Annotated in this window: 13 protein-coding genes; all 13 read left to right on the top strand. The window is 60.9% G+C overall.

What is annotated here, in order from left to right; translation table 11 throughout:
- Positions 1 to 10: 10 nt before the first annotated feature.
- Complete coding sequence (locus ACQAYK_RS05820) at positions 11 to 337, top strand: YbaB/EbfC family nucleoid-associated protein (protein ID WP_215871469.1); 327 nt, start codon at positions 11 to 13, stop codon at positions 335 to 337.
- Between the two features lie 3 nt (positions 338 to 340).
- Positions 341 to 943, top strand: a complete 603-nt coding sequence (gene recR / locus ACQAYK_RS05825) for a recombination mediator RecR (protein WP_215871468.1) — start codon at positions 341 to 343, stop codon at positions 941 to 943.
- Between the two features lie 62 nt (positions 944 to 1,005).
- Entirely contained in the window at positions 1,006 to 2,223 is a 1,218-nt protein-coding gene (locus ACQAYK_RS05830; RefSeq protein ID WP_215871467.1) for an ammonium transporter, read from the top strand.
- A gap of 11 nt (positions 2,224 to 2,234) precedes the next feature.
- Positions 2,235 to 3,068, top strand: a complete 834-nt coding sequence (locus ACQAYK_RS05835) for an NAD(P)H-hydrate dehydratase (RefSeq protein ID WP_226830582.1) — start codon at positions 2,235 to 2,237, stop codon at positions 3,066 to 3,068.
- Positions 3,065 to 4,414 carry an adenosylmethionine--8-amino-7-oxononanoate transaminase gene (gene bioA, locus ACQAYK_RS05840; RefSeq protein WP_215871465.1) on the top strand — a complete coding sequence of 450 codons (1,350 nt, stop codon included), beginning with the start codon at positions 3,065 to 3,067 and terminating at the stop codon, positions 4,412 to 4,414. The genes ACQAYK_RS05835 and bioA overlap by 4 nt, the downstream gene beginning before the upstream one ends.
- Positions 4,411 to 4,872 carry a CBS domain-containing protein gene (locus ACQAYK_RS05845; protein WP_215871464.1) on the top strand — a complete coding sequence of 154 codons (462 nt, stop codon included), beginning with the start codon at positions 4,411 to 4,413 and terminating at the stop codon, positions 4,870 to 4,872. Before bioA ends, ACQAYK_RS05845 begins: the two co-directional genes overlap by 4 nt.
- Positions 4,869 to 5,351 carry a tRNA (adenosine(37)-N6)-threonylcarbamoyltransferase complex ATPase subunit type 1 TsaE gene (gene tsaE / locus ACQAYK_RS05850; protein ID WP_255790253.1) on the top strand — a complete coding sequence of 161 codons (483 nt, stop codon included), beginning with the start codon at positions 4,869 to 4,871 and terminating at the stop codon, positions 5,349 to 5,351. The genes ACQAYK_RS05845 and tsaE overlap by 4 nt, the downstream gene beginning before the upstream one ends.
- Positions 5,344 to 7,146 (top strand): DNA mismatch repair endonuclease MutL, encoded by a 1,803-nt coding sequence (gene mutL, locus ACQAYK_RS05855; protein WP_215871462.1) that lies wholly within the window; start codon positions 5,344 to 5,346, stop codon positions 7,144 to 7,146. The genes tsaE and mutL overlap by 8 nt, the downstream gene beginning before the upstream one ends.
- Positions 7,147 to 7,165: 19 nt before the next feature.
- The gene (miaA, locus tag ACQAYK_RS05860) at positions 7,166 to 8,107 is read left to right on the top strand and encodes a tRNA (adenosine(37)-N6)-dimethylallyltransferase MiaA (RefSeq protein WP_215871461.1); all 942 of its coding nucleotides are present in this window, start codon (positions 7,166 to 7,168) and stop codon (positions 8,105 to 8,107) included.
- Positions 8,108 to 8,146: 39 nt separating this feature from the next.
- Positions 8,147 to 9,598 carry an efflux transporter outer membrane subunit gene (locus ACQAYK_RS05865; protein ID WP_215871460.1) on the top strand — a complete coding sequence of 484 codons (1,452 nt, stop codon included), beginning with the start codon at positions 8,147 to 8,149 and terminating at the stop codon, positions 9,596 to 9,598.
- Entirely contained in the window at positions 9,591 to 11,774 is a 2,184-nt protein-coding gene (locus tag ACQAYK_RS05870; RefSeq protein ID WP_215871459.1) for an FUSC family protein, read from the top strand. Before ACQAYK_RS05865 ends, ACQAYK_RS05870 begins: the two co-directional genes overlap by 8 nt.
- Positions 11,764 to 11,964, top strand: coding sequence for a DUF1656 domain-containing protein (locus ACQAYK_RS05875; RefSeq protein ID WP_215871458.1), 201 nt, complete (start codon positions 11,764 to 11,766; stop codon positions 11,962 to 11,964). Before ACQAYK_RS05870 ends, ACQAYK_RS05875 begins: the two co-directional genes overlap by 11 nt.
- The gene (locus ACQAYK_RS05880) at positions 11,961 to 12,830 is read left to right on the top strand and encodes an efflux RND transporter periplasmic adaptor subunit (protein WP_215871457.1); all 870 of its coding nucleotides are present in this window, start codon (positions 11,961 to 11,963) and stop codon (positions 12,828 to 12,830) included. The genes ACQAYK_RS05875 and ACQAYK_RS05880 overlap by 4 nt, the downstream gene beginning before the upstream one ends.
- The last annotated feature ends 20 nt before the right edge of the window (positions 12,831 to 12,850 follow it).

Raw genomic sequence — 12,850 nt, forward strand, 5'->3', positions numbered from 1 at the left:
AGGAACAGCGATGATGAAAGGTGGCTTGGGCAATATCATGAAGCAGGCGCAGCAGATGCAGGAGCGTCTGCAGCAAGTACAGGAAGAGCTGGCGCACGTGGAAGTGCAGGGGCACGCCGGCGGCAATCTGGTGGAAGTGACCATGACCTGCCGTAACGATGTGCGGCGCGTACGGATCGACGCCTCCCTGCTCGAAGATGGCGACAAGGAAATGTTGGAGGATCTGGTCGCTGCTGCGGTCAATGACGCCCTGCGGAATGCCGAGAAAACCAGTTCGGAACGGCTCGCCACCGTCACTGGCGGTATGAACATCCCGGGTTTGAACCTGCCCTTCTGAGCGATGGCGGGTAGCACTCCCTCCCTGGACAAGATCGTTGCCCTGTTGCGACGTCTGCCGGGCATCGGTCCGCGTTCAGCACAACGGATCGCCCTCGATCTGTTGCTGCGCAAACGCGAGTTGATGCCCCAACTGGCACTGGCCCTGCAACAGGCCCACCAGGCCATCCGCCACTGCGAGCGCTGCAACAATCTCTGCGAGGATGCGCTGTGTTCCATTTGCAGCAGCGGGCGACGCGACCGAACCATCCTTTGTATTGTCGAATCGCCGGCAGATTTGCTGGCCATCGAGGATTCCGCAGCCTATCAGGGAGAGTACTTTGTGCTCATGGGGCACCTTTCGCCGCTGGATGGCATCGGTCCAGACGCCCTGCATCTCGATCTGCTGGAGAAACGTTTGGCGGAGGAGGGGCTGCAGGAGGTGATTTTTGCGACCAACTCTACCCTGGAAGGGGAGGCAACGGCACAATTCGTGGCTGCGCTGGTGCCGGAGGGACTACGCGTGACGCGCATCGCGCGCGGCATTCCCATGGGGGGAGAACTGGAATATCTGGATCGCAGCACTCTGGGGCGCGCCGTACAGGGACGCGCTGCCCTGGAATCATAAGACCCTTGCAACCATAAGAAACGTATCACAATACCGTAGAAACGACGACGAGGAAGAGATCGATGATCACTGCATCTGGGCCCTTGCCCGGGGATAATGTCTTTTTTCTGTTGATGGGGGCCATCCTGGTCTTCGCCATGCACGGTGGTTTCGCCTTTCTGGAGCTGGGCACCGTGCGCCGACGCAGCCAGGTCAATGCGCTGGTCAAGATCCTCAGTGATTTTGGGATCTCCACCATCGTCTATTTTTTCATCGGCTATCACATTGCCTACGGCATCAGCTTCTTCGGCGATGTGCAGCAACTCACCGGTAGCGACCAGGGTTTTGCCATGGTGCGCTTCTTTTTTCTGCTCACCTTTGCCGCAGCGGTGCCGGCGATCATTTCGGGGGGCATTGCCGAGCGGGCGCGCTTTGTGCCACAACTGATGGCAACCGCGTTCCTGGTGGGGCTGGTGTATCCCTTCTACGAGGGTATCGTCTGGAATGGAAATTATGGCATTCAGGCGTGGTTTACCCACCAGTTTGGCGCACCATTTCATGATTTTGCCGGCTCGGTGGTGGTGCATGCGGTGGGTGGCTGGATGGCCTTGATCGCGGTCTGGCTCTTGGGCCCGCGCCGTGGCCGCTATGGCCGTGACGGTAGCATTCATCCCATGCCGCCTTCCAATATTCCCTTCCTGGCGCTGGGCTCCTGGATTCTGATCATTGGCTGGTTTGGCTTCAATGTCATGAGCGCGCAGCAGCTACAGGCAGTGCAGGGCTTGGTGGCGCTCAATTCCCTGATGGCCTTGGTGGGCGGGATGCTGGCCGCCCTGGCCCTGGGCAAGGGAGACCCGGGTTTCGTGCATAATGGCGCGTTGGCGGGTCTGGTGGCCATCTGTGCCGGCTCGGACGTGGTGCAACCGATTGGCGCGCTCGCGATTGGCGCCATCGCCGGTGCTATCTTTGTCTACCTTTTTACCTTTGTGCAGCATCGCCTGCGTCTCGACGATGTGTTAGGCGTCTGGCCTCTGCATGGTGTTTGTGGTGCCTGGGGCGGCATTGCCGTCGGCATCTTTGGCCTGCGTGCCCTGGGGGGTGCCGGCGGCGTCAGCATGGTTTCGCAGATTCTCGGTACGGCGCTCGGTCTTGCCATTGCTATGCTTGGTAGTCTCCTGGTCTATGGTCTGCTACGCAAATCGGTCGGCATTCGCCTGGATGAAGAAGACGAATATCTGGGACCGGATCTGGCGATCCATCATGTCAGCGCCTATCCTGAGGAAGACATTCAGAAGGCCTGAGGACCATGCCCATGCATCGCGATCTGCTGCCGGAAAATCTCCCCGCCCTGTCCAAGCGTCCCCTTGCCGCGCACAAAGGCAACTTTGGCCATGTCTATGTCCTGGGCGGCAGCCCGGAGATGGGCGGTGCCCTGAGCCTTGCGGCCCTGGCAGCCTACCGCGCCGGCGCCGGCCTCGTCACCGGCATTGGTCATCCCCAGTCGCAGATCTATCTTGCCGTGCATCTGCCAGAAGCGACCTGGATGGATTGGCCACCGCGCCTTGCCAGCCGTCTGCCGGACCATGCGGTTCTTGCTCTAGGGCCGGGACTGGGCCAGGGCCTGGCCGCCCACGATCTCGTCCGTGAGGCGGGCGGACTGCAGCAGCGGCAGATCTGGGATGCCGATGCCCTGAATATCCTCGCCCGCATTGGGCCGGATATCCTGCGCGGAGCGGCCGAGAGGATCTTCACGCCGCACCCGGGGGAAGCCGCTCGCCTGCTGCGCACCACTACCACGACGGTGCAGACCGACCGGGAGGCGGCGATTGCCGAGCTGGTACAACGCTACGGAGGTGTCTGGGTACTCAAGGGGGAAGGCACCCTCGTGAGTGACGGCAGTCTGCTCGGACGTTGCCCCTGGGGTAACCCCGGCATGGCCACCGGCGGCAGCGGTGACGTCCTCACCGGTCTTATCGCCGGTCTTTGGGCACAGGGCTTGAATGCGGCTGGGGCGGCGGGCCTTGCGGTCTGTATTCATGCTCGGGCCGGCGACCTGGCAGCAGACGAACTCGGTGAGGCGAGCCTGTTGGCGCGGGATATCCTGGCGCAGATCCCGCGCGTATTGCAAAACTGGAGTGCCACTTGAAGAAAGAACAAGAGTTGCGCGATTGGGATCGCCGGCATTTTTGGCATCCTTTTACGCAGATGTCCTGCTGGGGGGATGACGATCCCTGGATCATTGCGCGTGGCGAAGGCAATTATGTCTATGACATCCGCGGGCGCAAGGCCCTGGATGCCATTGCCAGCCTCTGGTGCAACGTCCACGGCCATCGGCACCCGCGTCTGGATGCCGCATTGCAGGCGCAGTTGCAGCGGGTGGCGCACACGACGGTCCTGGGCGCCAGTCATCCGCCGGGTATCCGTCTGGCGAAGGGTCTTACGGAGATTGCTCCTGCGGGACTCGAGCGGGTGTTTTTTTCGGAAGACGGCGCCGAGGCGGTGGAAGTGGCGGTCAAGATCGCGGCGCAATATTGGCAAAATCTGGGGCGCAAGGACAAGCGCCGATTTCTGTCGGTAGATGACGCCTATCATGGCGATACTGTTGGTGCCAGTTCGCTGGGCGGTTTTCCGCTCTTTCATGGGGTCTATGGCCATCTCCATTTCCCGGTGGAGCGCCTGCCCAGCCCGTGGTTGCTGCAGCAACGACTGCAGGGCGATGCCGAAGCCGCCTGCGCAAGCTGGTTGCAGTCGCTGGAGGATAGGCTTCGGAAAAGCTCGCGCGAGATCATCGCCCTGATTTTGGAGGGAGGAGTGCAGGGCGCAGCGGGTATCCTGCCCTATCCGCGGGGGATTCTGGCAGGCGCGGCAGAGCTTTGCCGCCGCTATGAGGTACTATTTATCGTCGATGAAGTCGCTAGCGGCTTTGGCCGTAGTGGTAGCCTGTTTTATTGCGAGCAAGAAGGCGTCCGTCCTGACCTGCTGGCGCTGGGCAAAGGGATCAGCGGCGGCTATCTGCCCCTGGCGGCCACTCTCGCACAGGAACAGATCTATGCGGCCTTCCTGGCCCCCTTTGGCGAGGCCAAACAGTTTTATTACGGCCATACCTATACCGCAAATCCCCTGGCTTGTGCCGTAGCGCTGGAAAACCTGGCCCTTTTTGCCGAAAACGACTTGCTCAGCTCGGTCCGTGCGCGCATCGCGCAGCTGCAGCAAGGATTGCAGCGCTTCGCCGGGATGCCATTTTCGGCAGCGCCCCGGCAGTTTGGCCTGATGGCGGCTGTCCCCCTGCGCAATCCGCAGGGCGGCAATGCCTATCCCTATGGCGACCGGCGCGAGTACGCTGTCTGTCGGCGGGCGCGCGAGGCGGGTGTCTATCTGCGTCCGCTGGGCGACAGCATTGTCATCGTGCCCCCACTTTCGGTGACAGCCGCAGAAATTGACCTTATCCTGCGGGTATTGCAAGACAGTATGGCTGAGGAAACTGCGGCATGAAAAATATCAGTACGCTGATGACGACAGAGGTGATTTCGGTGCGGGAGAGCGACGGCGTGGAGGAGGTCGGCAAGAAGATGTTGACCTCTGGGCACCACAGTCTGCCGGTCATCGACGCAAGTGGCCGTGTGACGGGGATCATCACGGAACGCGATCTGATCGATGCCCACCGGCAGGTGCATCTACCCACGGTGATTTCGATTCTGGACAGTGTAATTCCCATCTCTGGCATGCATGAATACAGCGAAGAATTGCGCAAGGTCACCGCGGTCGATGCGCGGGGGCTGGCCACCAAGAGACATCTGCAACTGGCGCGCCCGGAAGAGAGCCTCGATACGGTGGCCGACCGGATGTTCGAACATCAACTGCACGCCCTGCCGGTGGTCGATGCGGAAGGAAAACTGTTGGGGATGATCAGCCGTTCCGATATCCTCCGGGGTCTCCTGTCCCCATCATGATCCGGGAACTGCCCGATCTGGCGGCTACCGAGGCTTGGGCGCAGGGCTTTGCCGGTCTGAAGCCGATCCCGGGAGTGATGTATCTGCAGGGAGATCTCGGGGCGGGAAAGACCGCCCTGGCGCGCGCCCTGATCCATGCCCTGGGCTACAGCGCCGTGGTCCGCAGTCCCACCTATACCCTGGTAGAGGAATATGACACCGCTGCGGGGACGGTACTGCATCTGGATCTGTATCGGCTCGTAGAGGCAGAGGAGTTGGAATATATCGGTCTGCGCGATTATCTGCAGAAAGATGCCCTGTGGCTGGTGGAGTGGCCGGAGCGCGCCCTGGCGTACCTGCCGCCCGCCGATCTGCGGATCGAGATGGCGCTGGCAGCGGCGGGAGCGCATCGCTTGGAGGCCGAAGCCTTGAGCGCACGCGGCAGCGAATGGCTGGCGGCTCTCACCGCGGCGTCCGAGAGCTTGGCTGAGCATGCCTGAGACGCGACGCCGGGTGCAGGTGATGAGTCCGCAACTGGCAGACCGCATAGCCGCGGGGGAGGTGGTGGAACGTCCTGCTTCCGTGTTGAAAGAGCTCATCGAAAACAGCCTCGATGCCGGCGCGCGGCACATCGATGTGCTGATCGAAGGGGCGGGCATCGAGCTGCTCGAGGTGCAGGACGATGGCATTGGTATCGAGGCGGAAGACCTACCGTTGGCCCTGTCACGCCACGCCACCAGCAAACTCTACGATGACGGGGAGCTCGAGCAGATCCATAGCTTTGGCTTCCGCGGGGAGGCCCTGCCGGCCATTGCCTCTGTCGCGCGCCTGGAAATCACCAGTCGGGCAGTTGGGGCGAATGCGGCGCGGCATTTACGTCTGGCAGCGGGCATTCTCGAGGAAGATACTCCCGCAGCGCGGGCGCCTGGCACCACGGTGCGGGTGGAAGATCTGTTCTACAATGTGCCAGCGCGGCGCAAATTTCTGAAGGCCCCCGGCACCGAACTCGGCCGTATCCAGAAACTCTGGCGTCAGCTCGCCCTCAGCGCCTTTCCGGTGGATCTGCGCCTGCAACAAGGAAAGCGCTTGTTGGCGCAGTATCCAGCGGCCCTAAGTGAGGCCGATCAGGACGCGCGGGTGGCGGCCATCCTTGGCGAGGAATTCTTGCGTAACGCCTTGCGTTTTGCACAGGAAAATAATGGCTGGCGACTCTGGGGCTGGCTCGGATTGCCCAGCTTCAACCGACCCCGCGCCGACGAGCAGTATTTCTTCGTCAATGGCCGCGCGGTGCAGGACGCCGGTCTGCGTCATGCCTTGCGCTCCGCCTATGCGGATGTGTTGTATCAGGACCGCCAACCTGTCGCCATCTGTTATCTGGAGCTGCCGAGTGAGCTGGTGGATGTCAATGTGCACCCCGCCAAAACCGAGGTGCGCTTTCGCGAGGCTCGCCAGATCCACGACTTCGTCCGCCATACCCTGGCAGAAATCATCGCCGATCAGGCGCGTCCGCGGGCGCCGTACCTACCCCCTACAGAGAGGAGCGAACAGCGCTCGGGCGCGGGATTTTTCGGTACCCAGGCGCCTCTCACAGACCTTGCCGTAGGCCGGGTGCGGGAGGACTCTGGCGACGACTATTGGCAGAAACTGGTCGCTCCTGGTTTCCGTTACCCGCCGCCGCCTTCTCCTGAGTCCTCGTCATCCTCCGTTTCTGATCCAGAGGAGCTCTGGAAGGGCTATCCCCTGGGACGGGCTTTGGGGCAGATTCATCAGCGTTTCATCGTCGCGGAAAACAAGGAAGGGATGCTCCTGATCGATCAGCATGCCGCCCATGAGCGCATTCTCTACGAGCGCTTCAAGGCGCAACGGTCGACGGGACAGCAGCAAGCCCTGCTCCTGCCGCTGCAGATCGAGCTCAGCCCCGCTCAGGGCGAGCGTCTGGAGGAGCGCGCGGAATTGTTGCGTGAGGCCAGTCTCGACTGGTCGCGCAGCGGTCCCGGCAGCCTGCGCATCCACGCCTGCGCGCCGGGGTTTCCGCAGTCGGCCATTGCCGATCTGGTGGCGGATTGCCTGGCGGAGCAGGCGACCTGGCAGGCCGGGCAGGGGGATGAGCGTCTGGCGGAGATGGCCTGTCACGCCGCCATCAAGGACCATCATCCCCTAAGTCTTGCAGAAATGAATGCCCTCCTGCGGCAGCTTGAAGCAACGCCACGCTACACCCAATGCAATCATGGCCGGCCCACCATCGTCCAGTGGAACCTTGCCGAGCTCGATCGCCTGTTCCTGCGTGGACGCTGAGCTGCTGCTATCCGGGACTATGGACCCTGAGAACACCGAGATATCTTTTCTACCCACCCTCTTTCTCCAGGGGCCGACGGCGAGCGGCAAGACGGCTCTCGCCCTGCGTCTGGCAGATACCTTCCGGGTTCGCCTCATCAGCGTCGATTCGCTGGCGGTCTATCGTCATTTCGATCTGGGCAGCGCCAAGCCCGATCCCGCGCTGCAGGCCCGCTATCCCCACGCCCTGATCGATATCCGCGAACCGGAAGAGATCTATTCGGCCGGTGACTTTGCCCGCGACGCCCGAGCGGAAATTGCCGCTGCCCGGGCAGATGGACAAATCCCCTTGCTGGTTGGGGGCACGGGCCTCTATTTCCGTGCCCTGGAACGTGGCATTGCCGATCTGCCGCCCGCCGATCCGGTCCTTCGCCAACAGCTTCAGAGAGAAGCCGAGCGCGTGGGATGGCCCGCCTTACATCAGCGCCTGGCACAACAGGCGCCAGAACGGGCGGCTGCTATCCATCCCCACGATGCACAGCGGATACAACGTGCCCTGGAGCTGCTGGCGGAGGGCAAGACGATGGAGCTCTGGCAGGGCGGACTGTCCGGACCGCTCTGGAAGATTGTCCTGCAACCCGCGCGCGCCGAACTGCACGAGCGCATCGCTGTTCGCCTGCAAGCCATGTATGCGGCGGGTTTCCGCGAGGAGGCCGCGACTCTGTTTGGACGTTATGGAGACGCGGACTACCCGGCCTGCCGGGCAGTGGGCTACCGTCAGCTATTCGCCTGGTTGCGGGGCGAGTGCTCCCTGCCTGAGGCGGAACAGGCAGCCCTTTACGCTACGCGGCAGTTGGCGAAGCGGCAGGCAACCTGGTTCCGCGCCGAGGAGGCTGACTGGCGTTTGTCATCCGCAGATGGTAGGCAAGCGGACGCGGTAGTGGCGGAGATCCGGCAGCGCCTGCAGGGTATGGGTGAATGATGCTACGCGAGCACTTGGATTGAAACAGCGGAGGAATACGTGAGGGTTTGGCAGATTGCTGCTTACGTCCTGGTACTCGCTGCGGTCGCGGGCTGTGCGCCAAAGATGCCGCAGCTTGCGGCGCCGACCAAATTACAGGACTTGCAGCTCAGCAAGGGGCTGGTGCAGGGGCAGGGAGAGACGCCAGCCAACACCGATTGGTGGCGGGCCTTGCTCGATGCACAGCAGCGGGAGATTCTGCGTCTCGCCTTACGCAATAATCCGGATCTGGAGGAAGCCGAGGCACGAGTACAGCTCGCAGCAGCGCAGTTGCGCGGCGCTGGCGCTAAGCTCGTGCCACAGGCCGATTTGGCAGGACACATTGGGGTGAGCCGTTGGACCCAAAATCAATTTTATCTGCCTCCCTATGCCGGCGAAAGCTCCTGGAATAACGCCCTGAAACTGGATTTTTCCTACCATCTCGACCTCTGGGGCAAGGAGCGCGAGCGGGTTCGCGAGGCCCGCTTGCATCTTTTGATGATGCAGCAGAAGCAAAGGGCGGCAACCCTTGTATTGGAGGCTGCGGTTGTACAGCAGCTACTGGCGATTGCCGGTAATGATGCAGTCCTTGCGCAATTGTATGACGAGCAGCAGATATTGCAACAAATCGAAAGCATCGAAGAACAGCGGCAGCAACATGGTCTGAGTAATTCCCTGGCAGCGCTGGAAAATGCCGCTCGCCTTTCGCGTTTGCAACGAGAAATCGAAGCCGAAGAGGCGCAGCAGGAACAGAACCGCGAGGCCCTTGCCGTGCTCTGTGGGCAAGGAACTCGTCTGCCCGCAACGCTGCGGAATGCCGGCCGACGGTCATTGCTCCGACCGTATTGGCAGAGTCCAACGCAGGTACCAGCAGCGTGGGTGGGAGAGCGGCCGGACGTCGTGGCGCAACGGAATGCGATCGAGGCCGCAGCTGCAGCCATACAAGTGGCGCGAGATGCCTACTATCCCAACATCAATCTCGTCGCCTTTGCCGGGGGACTGGCCGCCGCTGGTGGCTTGTTCACCTTTTTGCATCCCGGTTCCTTGCAGGCCGGAATCGGGCCGGCGATCAATCTGCCGTTGTTTACAGGCGGACGGCTGCGCGGCAACTTTGACGCCAGCCAAGCAAACTACAATGTAACCTTGGCGCAGTATCGCAAGACCCTGCTACAGGCTTTGCAACAGGTGGCCGGTGATTTGACGACACTGCAGGCCGCGGCGCAGGAACGCGCCAGCCTGCAACAACGGGAAGTCATTTTGGAACATAGCGTGCGATTGCAGCAGCAGCGCTACCAGGCGGGGCTGAGCAACGCGCTGCCAGCACTGGAGGTACGAGTTCCGCTGATCGAGAATCAACTGGAGCGTCTGCGCTTGGATACCCATGCCGAACAAACTCTCGTAGCTCTCTATGCGGCGTTGGGGGGGCGGGTGGTCGCCCAGACTTGGCCCGAGAAGTCGGCTGTCCATGGCTAGTTCTGCCGTTACCCATTATCAGTTCTGGCGAGATTTTTACCGTCAGGATCTGCAAAGGTGGCTATTTTTAGGCAAGACGGCACTGGCGGCGCTGCTGGCCCTATGGCTGGCTTATCGCTTCCAGCTCGATTCACCAAGTACCGTGGTCATTACCGTTTTTATCGTCATGCAATCCCGTAATGGGATGGTGCTGGCCAAGAGTTTCTATCGCGCTATCGGGACCATTGTCGGTAGTATCGTTGCGCTGCTACTGGTCGCGCTCTTCCCGGACGCGCGTATCGGTTTCCTTGCCGGCCTGGCCTTATGGGTCGCTTTTTGTACGGCCGGTGCGCGCTATTTCCGCAACTTTCAAGCCTACGCCTTTGTACTCGCCGGCTACACTGCGGCCTTGGTCGGACTACCTGCTGCCCTTGATCCTGGACATGCGGTGGATATTGGCATTGCGCGCCTCAGTGATGTTATGTTGGGTATCCTGGTGGCATCGATTGTGAGTGCGGTGGTCTTTCCGCAATCCCTGCGTGAGCTGCTGGAGAGCACTGCCAAAAGCAGATTGGAACATTTTCTGGGGAATTCTCTGCGGGTGTTAAATGGCGGAGTTGCGCGCGCGGATTGGATCGTTTTGCATCTCGCCGCCACCCAGGAAACTTTGCAACTCGACAATTATCGCTCAGGTTCCTTTTTTGAGAGCGCAGCGGGTCGTCTCCACAATGAGCTGGTTGGGGAGATGATTGCCGATATGATGTTTGCTTCGGGTACCCTCCATCTACTAAACAGTCATATCCGGCGTCTGCGCCGGGTCGCTCTCAGTCCGGTGCAGGAAGCCAGCCGAGAGCTACTGGAGCAACTGCGCAAGGACTTGGAAGGGCTGCGACAGACCATTCAGGCTGGTGACAGTGCGCTGGCCCGCACGCATCTCCAAGGCGTGCAGGAAAGGGTCATAGATCAGCTTTCGCGGCTACGCGAGGACTTGCATACTCGTCTCGATGCGGCGCAGGCCTTGGCTCTGGATAGTCTGATTTTGCTACTCACTCGTTACCTGGCGGAATTTCGGCGCTATCTGGAAAGCTATCATCGTCTACTGTACCCAGAGCAGAAGACGGCTTCCCTACCGCTACCCATGACCATCGACGAAGTGCACGATAAGCGCTGGCGAGTATCTTTTGATCGCCCGCCCACTGAGATCATTCAACCTCTCACTGCGGCAGCGCGCAGTCTCATGGTGGTGGCGCTGGTCTCCTGCTTTTGGCTGTGGACGGCCTGGCCTTCTGGTCCATCGGCGTTGATCATTGCGGTGGTGCTGGTCGCACTCTTCTCCACCTTTCCCAATCCGGTAGCCTCAACGCGACAGATGGGGTTTGGCATTCTCCTCGCCTTTCTCGCGGCCATGCTCTTTTCCCTGGAATTTCTGCCGCGTCTGCAAGGATTTCTCCTGCTTGCGCTTGCGCTATTCCCATTTTTTCTGGTTTCACCGTGGCTGCTGACGCAAAGCCGCTGGGCGGGAACCGCCGCCGGTTTTGGCATTTTCTTCCCGCAGTTGGCGGTCCCGGACAATGATCAGCCATTCTCCTATGTCAACATGCTCAATACCGGATTTGCTGAGCTGATTGCTGTGTTCCTGGTGGGCATCGCCTTTTTCCTGATCTTTCCGCTGGGAAATCGCTGGGAGCGTAGCCGTTTGCTCGAGCGCTTTCGTACCCTGGTACGCACTGTGGCGAGTGCGCCTTTGACCAATCTGCGCAATCGCTATGCCGCCGAGAGTCGGGAATATCTGCGTCTGCTTGCCGCTACTCTCACACCGCAACAACAGGGCGATGCTGAGGTGCTACGCGAGGCCATGCGCCTGGACGAACTCGCAGAGGGTATTCTGCAGCTACGGATTTTATTGCACGCGCGTGGCGAGGAGGCAGGAGAGCATCCCTTGCAACTATATGACCAGGACTATGTCGAGCCACTCCTGCAAAGTATCCGGCAGCGCCGTTCCGAAGCCATGAGCGAAGAGGATCGGCAGCGTCTACGCGCCACACTGGATGCGGTACAGCATCTTCCCGAGGAAAGGCTTGACCCTGCGCTACATCCGATCTTGCCGCCGGACGCCTTGTTTCGCGTTTATGTACACGTCATCGCCAGCGTATCCCGACGCCTTTCCCAGGCGCTGGAGCCGCAAGATGCCGGTTGACATCGTTCTTTTTGGTGCAGTCGTACCGACTCTTTTGCCAATTTTTGCGCTGACGGTCATTTTGTATCTGATTGCCGATAAACTGACGAGTCGCTGGAATCTCGATCGCTGGGTCTGGCATCCGGCACTGTTCCGCCTTGCGCTATTTGTTTGTCTCTTTTCTCTGTTGGGACTGGGAGTATACGGGTGATCCGGCGTCTGTTGCGTGTCTTGCTGACTTTGGTAGTGCTGCTCCTGGCGGGATGGCTTGGCTGGCGTCTTTGGCATGCCTATATGGATCGTCCGTGGACCCGGGATGCCGTCGTGCAAGCGCAGATCATTGAAGTGAATGCCGATGTCAGTGGCCGCGTGGTGGATCTTGAGGTTGCGGATAATGCGCCGGTACGAGCCGGACAGGTACTGTTTCGCATCGATCCCCGACGTTACCGGCTCGCCGTGGCCAAGGCGCGGGCGGCATTGGCCGAAGCCAGCGCGCAACTCGCTCTTCGCCAGGAACAGGCGGCGCGACGTGCCGACTTGCCAGCGGATGTCGTATCCGCAGAGGCGCGCACCGATGCCCTGCTCGCGGTGCGCACCGCGCAGGCGCAATTGGCGGCTGCCCGCGCCCGCCTGAATCTGGCGGAATATGACCTGTCGCGGACGTTGGTGCGGGCGCCAGTAGCGGGAACCATTACCCATCTGCGTTTGCGGACCGGAGATTATGCGCAAACTGGCAAGCCGTTGCTCGCGCTGGTGGAGTCTGATAGCTACTGGGTGGATGCCTACATGGAGCAGACCCGCCTGGCCGGGGTCCATGTCGGCGACAAGGCGCGGGTCACCCTGTTGGGGGCACGGCAAAGTCTGCCGGCGATAGTAGAAGGTATCGCCCCCGCCATCGCCGATCGCGAAAGTCACACCGGCGAGCGTCTGCAGGCAGACGTGCGGGCGAGTTTCAATTGGGTCCGTTTGCCGGCCCGTATCCCGGTCCGTATCCGCTTGCTGCAAAAGCCTCGGGATTTACCGTTGACGGCAGGGATGATCTGTTCAGTCGTAGTAGAGAAAAGACACCCCACATAACGATGTTGCATTCCTATCTC

Origin of the sequence: Acidithiobacillus sp. AC3 (assembly GCF_050261095.1) — a bacterium.
Classification (GTDB): Bacteria; Pseudomonadota; Gammaproteobacteria; order Acidithiobacillales; family Acidithiobacillaceae; genus Igneacidithiobacillus; species Igneacidithiobacillus copahuensis.

Bases quoted from the DNA above. Each gene is read 5' to 3' on its own strand.
- ACQAYK_RS05820 (WP_215871469.1), top strand. From the start codon at position 11: ATGATGAAAGGTGGCTTGGGCAATATCATGAAGCAGGCGCAGCAGATG.
- recR (WP_215871468.1), top strand. From the start codon at position 341: ATGGCGGGTAGCACTCCCTCCCTGGACAAGATCGTTGCCCTGTTGCGA.
- ACQAYK_RS05830 (WP_215871467.1), top strand. From the start codon at position 1,006: ATGATCACTGCATCTGGGCCCTTGCCCGGGGATAATGTCTTTTTTCTG.
- ACQAYK_RS05835 (WP_226830582.1), top strand. From the start codon at position 2,235: ATGCATCGCGATCTGCTGCCGGAAAATCTCCCCGCCCTGTCCAAGCGT.
- ACQAYK_RS05845 (WP_215871464.1), top strand. From the start codon at position 4,411: ATGAAAAATATCAGTACGCTGATGACGACAGAGGTGATTTCGGTGCGG.
- tsaE (WP_255790253.1), top strand. From the start codon at position 4,869: ATGATCCGGGAACTGCCCGATCTGGCGGCTACCGAGGCTTGGGCGCAG.
- mutL (WP_215871462.1), top strand. From the start codon at position 5,344: ATGCCTGAGACGCGACGCCGGGTGCAGGTGATGAGTCCGCAACTGGCA.
- miaA (WP_215871461.1), top strand. From the start codon at position 7,166: ATGGACCCTGAGAACACCGAGATATCTTTTCTACCCACCCTCTTTCTC.
- ACQAYK_RS05870 (WP_215871459.1), top strand. From the start codon at position 9,591: ATGGCTAGTTCTGCCGTTACCCATTATCAGTTCTGGCGAGATTTTTAC.
- ACQAYK_RS05875 (WP_215871458.1), top strand. From the start codon at position 11,764: ATGCCGGTTGACATCGTTCTTTTTGGTGCAGTCGTACCGACTCTTTTG.